Source organism: Lysobacter sp. A286 (genome assembly GCF_054052105.1).
Window position 1 is genome coordinate 1 of the sequence record NZ_JBSVRJ010000013.1, and the last position, 4,451, is coordinate 4,451.

At 55.4% G+C, this 4,451-nt stretch carries 8 protein-coding genes; all 8 read right to left on the minus strand.

All coding sequences use genetic code 11. The features are described from left to right. The coding region (locus ACW7G0_RS14145; protein WP_456990631.1) for a hypothetical protein at positions 1-194 on the minus strand (194 nt) is incomplete at its 3' end. A gap of 154 nt (positions 195-348) precedes the next feature. Continuing rightward, positions 349-651 carry a hypothetical protein gene (locus tag ACW7G0_RS14150; protein ID WP_456990633.1) on the minus strand — a complete coding sequence of 101 codons (303 nt, stop codon included), beginning with the start codon at positions 649-651 and terminating at the stop codon, positions 349-351. Positions 652-724: 73 nt separating this feature from the next. Continuing rightward, positions 725-1,255 (minus strand): nuclear transport factor 2 family protein, encoded by a 531-nt coding sequence (locus ACW7G0_RS14155; protein ID WP_456990635.1) that lies wholly within the window; start codon positions 1,253-1,255, stop codon positions 725-727. Between the two features lie 555 nt (positions 1,256-1,810). Next, on the minus strand, positions 1,811-2,401 hold the full coding sequence (locus tag ACW7G0_RS14160; RefSeq protein WP_456990637.1) for an arsinothricin resistance N-acetyltransferase ArsN1 family B: 591 nt from the start codon (positions 2,399-2,401) through the stop codon (positions 1,811-1,813). Between the two features lie 19 nt (positions 2,402-2,420). After that, positions 2,421-2,918 (minus strand): hypothetical protein, encoded by a 498-nt coding sequence (locus tag ACW7G0_RS14165; protein WP_456990639.1) that lies wholly within the window; start codon positions 2,916-2,918, stop codon positions 2,421-2,423. Between the two features lie 134 nt (positions 2,919-3,052). Further along, positions 3,053-3,322 (minus strand): hypothetical protein, encoded by a 270-nt coding sequence (locus ACW7G0_RS14170; protein ID WP_456990641.1) that lies wholly within the window; start codon positions 3,320-3,322, stop codon positions 3,053-3,055. Positions 3,323-3,393: 71 nt separating this feature from the next. Continuing rightward, positions 3,394-3,681: a hypothetical protein gene (locus ACW7G0_RS14175; protein ID WP_456990643.1), complete on the minus strand. Its 288-nt coding sequence runs from the start codon at positions 3,679-3,681 to the stop codon at positions 3,394-3,396. A gap of 190 nt (positions 3,682-3,871) precedes the next feature. Next, on the minus strand, positions 3,872-4,102 hold the full coding sequence (locus tag ACW7G0_RS14180) for a hypothetical protein (RefSeq protein ID WP_456990645.1): 231 nt from the start codon (positions 4,100-4,102) through the stop codon (positions 3,872-3,874). Positions 4,103-4,451 lie beyond the last annotated feature (349 nt).

Consider the following 4,451-nt stretch of genomic DNA (forward strand, 5'->3'; position numbering starts at 1 on the left):
CGACCTTGGGAGACGAGCGATAGGGCTCGGGCTAGCTCGGTGTCGGAGAAATTGTCAAACTCGAATGCGGCTTTCCAAACACGGATGTACTCAGGCCGCGTCACCCGTGCCCTCTTGCCATAAGTGGAGTTCGCGGTCTTCGATGCGTGCTTCAGCTTGCTGGCATTGTTCTCATTGTCGAGCAGGATCTGCACCTCCCTCGATTTCCACGAACTCCATTTGCAAGCTTTGCATGCGGCCTAACGCCTGAATTAAGCCGACCCGCAGCGCGAAGAACAGGAGAGCGGCGCGCTTGCCGATGCGACGGTGTTGCCGAAGCCGCGAAGCGGGTTCGGCTTGAATGAATTGTTAGGCCTCTTTGGCGACGACCTGCAAGAGCTCTGCTTTTGTGTCCGGCCCGACGTTGAGCCACCGAGTGCTTTCAGTAGGGTACAACTCACAGCCTTGCTCGCGTGCAGCTGCAAGAACTTGCTGGAACCAGCGAGCGTAGGGCCAGTCACGCGGTGCCGGAGAGTGCAATGAGCAGCGCGAGGTGTCCCATTGAACCTCCATGGCCTCGCGATAAATGAAAGGGAATTTGCGGGATGATGGAACGACGTGGAGCTGGCCCGCTCCATCGATCTCAATCACGGCAATCGCATCTCTGTCCATGAGGCCTAACACCTAAGTTAAGCCGCGCCCCGATGCGGTGTCGGCTTGAACGCATTGTTAGGCCACGCGCTGTTCATTCGTTGGATACAGGATCCCGTTGCGACCATATTACTGAGATGATCTTCCAGCCGTCCTCGGTGTGCACCAGATGCCACATCTCACGGCCCCAATGGGCTTCCTCCCCATTGCGCAGAATGGAATAGTCAAAGTTCACGGAAGCGACCAATCCATCCGTATCTATGGTTACGTCCCGAAATATCTCCTCGAGCGATCCTGAATCAGCCGCGGTTGTCGTATCGATCATGGCTAGGTAGGTGCTCTTTGGCCACCTGACGACCCGGCTCGCTTCGGGTGCGAATTCCTTGAATCGAGCTACCCTTGTATCGTCATCTACCATCTGCCAAGTCACATGCTCGGGCTTGTCAGAAAAGAAGAGTTCAACGAACGTTGCCTTGTCCTTATTGATGATGGATGTACGGAACGCTTCCACAATCTCACGAATCGCTTCCACGTCTCTGGGTTCGTTACGGACAGCTATTGCGGGTTGCAGGCTGGCTGACAGTAAAACGAAAGTAGTAAAGGCAAGCTTTCTCAGAGGTGACATGTGAATTCTCCGTGGCCTAACGCCTGAGTTAAGCCGACCTGCGTAGCGGAGCCGGCAACATGGCAAGCTTTACCTGCCATGTTATTGGTGGAGTGAAGCAGGTTCGGCTTAAACGAATTGTTAGGCCGCACCCGACCCAACGATGAGACGATACAGAAGCGGAATTGCGGTGCAGACATATAGCGGACCGAGAACCCTTAGAGCGTTTGCAAGTATGTATGTAAATGGATCAGTAATCCTCTCGGGCTGCCGTGAATACAGGAAGCGCCCCAACTGTGCCAAGGCCATGTCTCGATCTCGGATAAGGCTCGGGCTTCCAACTTGCTCGAACATTTCCGGCTCTCGCGACGAAAGCATGCGAAAAAGAAGCATCGGAAGACCAACCATGAACGGAGTCATGACAACTGTGACCAAGAACCAAGGGACGGCAAGTTCTGTCATGCGACCTAACGCCTGAATTAAGCCGACCCGCACCGTGCAGACCGGAAGCCGATGCAACACCGCCAACGACACACTTGAACGAGGCGATGAAGCGGGTTCGGCTTGAACGAATTGTTAGGCCTCAAGCAAAAGCTGCCAGTAGCCCACGTCTACCCAACGGTCTTGCTTGTAGCCCACTTGCTTAAAGTGAGCAACCTTTACGAAGCCTAGGCGCTCGTGAAGGCCGATGCTTGAATCGTTGGGAAGGGCTATGCCTCCTATTACTGCGTGCATCGAACATGCGCGAATTGCGTCGATGAGCGCGGCATAAAGGCGTAGCCCAATGCCCTTGCCGGTATGGACTGGATCCAGGTACACAGTGGACTCGACCGAGTAGCGGTACGCGCAGCGGCCCTTCCATCTTGAGGTATACGCGTAGCCGATGACTTGGCCTGAAGCCTCAGCTACTAACCAAGGGAGAGATGATGCCAATGCTTCCGCGATCCTATGCGCCATCTCCGGCGCATGGACTGGGTCAGTATCGAAGGTGATGCATGTTTCAGACACGTAAGTGTTGTAGATGGCAGCGATGACAGTGGCATCGCTTTCTCTTGCTGATCGAATTGATACGTCCATGAGGCCTAACGCCTGAGTTAAGCCGACTTGCGTAGCGGAGGCAACAACATGGCAAGCTCTTTCTGCCATGTTGTTGGTGTAGCGAAGCAAGTTCGGCTTGAACGAATTGTTAGGTGCGCCGCTGGATAGCCAAACTGCACACCCAATGAAGTACATCTGTAGTTGCCCCGAGAATAACGTGATCTCGTGGGCCGTCTGGAGTCTTGAACCCGTGAGCGCGACGATTGCGGATGCGCTTGAGTGTCTCTGCAAAGCTGGCGAGCGCGGCCTTCGGGTCTGAGGCGCGCAGCTCTCTGACCGCACCTAGCTCCTTGGCAGTTCTTTGCACGTCGAGCCGCTCATGAACAAAGCTGCGTATTGCCTCAAGTGGTGGGTCCAGGTTGAGCAAAGTTTCGGCTCCGGCGCAGCTCAGAACATCCGTAACTCCCTCGGCCGGCAAGTCATCGAGCAACGCCAGGAGGCGCTTGTGCTCGTTTTGGCCGTCATCGAGGTTCGCAACCCGAATGATCGCAACCCAAAGAACATCCACGGCTTCGTAGTCCGAAAGCGCCGAACTACGCTCAAGGTCCCGCGCCGATGCTTCTAATTGGGTTGCCACGTCAAGCATGGTGCGCACCTAACGTCTGAATTAAGCCGACCCGCGTAGCGTGCCGGCAACATGGCGAGCTTTACCTGCCATGTTGCTGGTGTAGCGAAGCAGGTTCGGCTTGAACGAATTGTTAGGTGCCCAGCCTAGAGGATTCACGTGCGAACTCCGCAGGCGAGATTGTATGCGCGATCCCGCAGAGCGGTCAGTTCTTGGTGCGAGTCCACGCTAGATCCTTGCAAGTCGAGAAATGAGCCCATGCTGCCTTGGTACATTGCCAGAAATTCAGGAGTGGCTGATACATTTCCAGACGCTATCTGGTCGGCGTATTTCTCGACACGCTTGCGCCACTGTTTGGCTTCAGGCTCGCTGAGTACCCACGCAAGTCTGCGTAGTGTCTCTTCAAGTTCGCGCATGATTTCCATGGGCACCTAACGCCTGAATTAAGCCGACGCGACTTGTCGCGTTCGGCTTGAATGAATTGTTAGCCCCCAACTTAAAGAACTTGAATCTGCGATGCTCTGGTGACAGCGACATGCGTTTGATAATAATACTTGTCGGTGGGCTTGCCGTCAGCGAAGAAGACGATCTTGGTGCGCTTAGCGGTGCCAGTGACGATAATCTGCTTGCCCTTCAGTGCACGTTCCGGCGGCTCGCCCAGCTGAATTGCAAGCTCTTCGGCTGCTCGGCGCTCCACCGCAATAGATAGATTTCGCTGGTCGCGGTAATCAAGCTCAGAGTTGAGATGTACGCGATCAGTCTTGCCCGTTGCTTTGACAGTCATGGAAAAGACGCCTTTTACTCCCAGTCTCGGAGATGCAGCAGCTAGTTGTACGGCTTGTGCAGGTGCGACCCAATGAGCGGAATCGCTCTTTGGTGGGGAGCTAGTGCAGCCAACCGCGAGGGCGACGATTAGCGGGATGACCGATTGCTTCCAATTCATCATGTACTCCGATTGGGGGCTAACGCCAGAATTAAGCCGTGCCGCGAAGCGGCATCGGCTTGAATGAATTGTTAGGTGCTTGGCCCGACTGTGTCACCTCAATGCCGAGCGACATTGGCGGCATGATATGGCGAAACAGCAGTTGGCCCAGCGGCCCAATCAGCAGTACTTCGCTGAGCGCTCCTTCCCCGAGCGGATCCGACTCCACAACTTGAACCACGGGAAACGGCAGCAGTCCAGCCGCGTCGGCTAGGGGACTCATAGAATAAGTCCTGCCGTCTCTGACCCATTGCAGTGCTCCCGGAGCGCACTTCTCCAAAGAGAGGCCAAGCGAAGGATACTTGTCCGGGTCAAGGTACACCTCACACGGAGCCAGCATGACCAAGCTTCCGTCGGAAAGCTCGAGTACGGCCGCGCTCGTGGCGAGTGGCGTCGTATTTCTGTCAATCCAGGCGGAATGCACCGGCTCGCACATGGGAGTCAGTACTTGCCGTACTACCGTGTTGACGAGCGACGAAGTGTCCATAAGCGCCTAACGCCTGAGTTAAGCCGACTTGCGTAGCGGAGGCAACAACATGGCAAGCTCTTTCTGCCATGTTGTTGGTGTAGCG